Genomic DNA, 677 nt, shown 5'->3' with positions numbered 1-677 from the left:
CCCCCCATATCGGTCGTCTGAATGAGCGTGTCGGGACCTGTGTTTTCTCAACGAACGGCAGCAAGCAGCTCACTCACTAACGACGGTCGCTTATCCAACATCGCCAGCAAAACCTGAGCCGGTCCGGTTGGCTGACGACGGCCATGCTCCCAGTTCAGAAGGGTCCCCTTGGCGACCCCGATGCTTCTGGCAAACTGGGCCTGAGAGAGTCCGGTCCGGGTTCTGATGGCCGCCACGTCAACCGACGGAACACGCACCTGGTGGGTCACACAGTCGTCGGCCGGAGCGTCCGAATAGGCAAGAGCCTCATTTAGCCCCTGCAGAATGCTGTCATAAGCGCTCATGATGGTTCTCCGTATTTCGCAACAAGCGTCTTGCTCAACTCTACCAGGGCGGCCTGTTCAGATCGCGTCAGATTGTCTTTCTCGTTTTTGGCAAAAACAGTCAGGAGAAACAGAGGCATCTGTCTTCCACCAAAAACGTAGAGAGTTCTGTACCCTCCCCTCTTCCCACCATTCTCGCGGGAAAAGCGGACCTTTCGCAGACCGCCGCCTAAAGAAAGGCCAGCATCTGGCATCGCAGCGAGCATGTTAATCAGAGCCATACGATCGTCGTCTGACATCAGGGCTTTTGCCCGCTTTATGAATTCAGGCAGTTCGACAACGGTCTGCAGCTTT

2 protein-coding genes are annotated in these 677 nt (G+C 55.8%); both read right to left on the bottom strand.

The genetic code is table 11. The annotated features are described in order from the left end of the window. Positions 1–47 precede the first annotated feature (47 nt). Positions 48–344, bottom strand: coding sequence for a DNA-binding transcriptional regulator (locus JK176_RS14880; protein WP_077804027.1), 297 nt, complete (start codon positions 342–344; stop codon positions 48–50). Then, positions 341–677 (bottom strand): type II toxin-antitoxin system RelE/ParE family toxin (locus JK176_RS14875; RefSeq protein WP_211588404.1); only part of this gene is annotated, 337 nt, incomplete at its 5' end. The genes JK176_RS14875 and JK176_RS14880, both read right to left, overlap by 4 nt.

The sequence above is a fragment of the Gluconobacter sp. Dm-73 genome (assembly GCF_018256215.1).
GTDB lineage: Bacteria > Pseudomonadota > Alphaproteobacteria > Acetobacterales > Acetobacteraceae > Gluconobacter > Gluconobacter cadivus.
The sequence above is the reverse complement of the archived record's forward strand: the minus strand, read 5'-3'. Positions and strand labels throughout refer to the sequence as shown.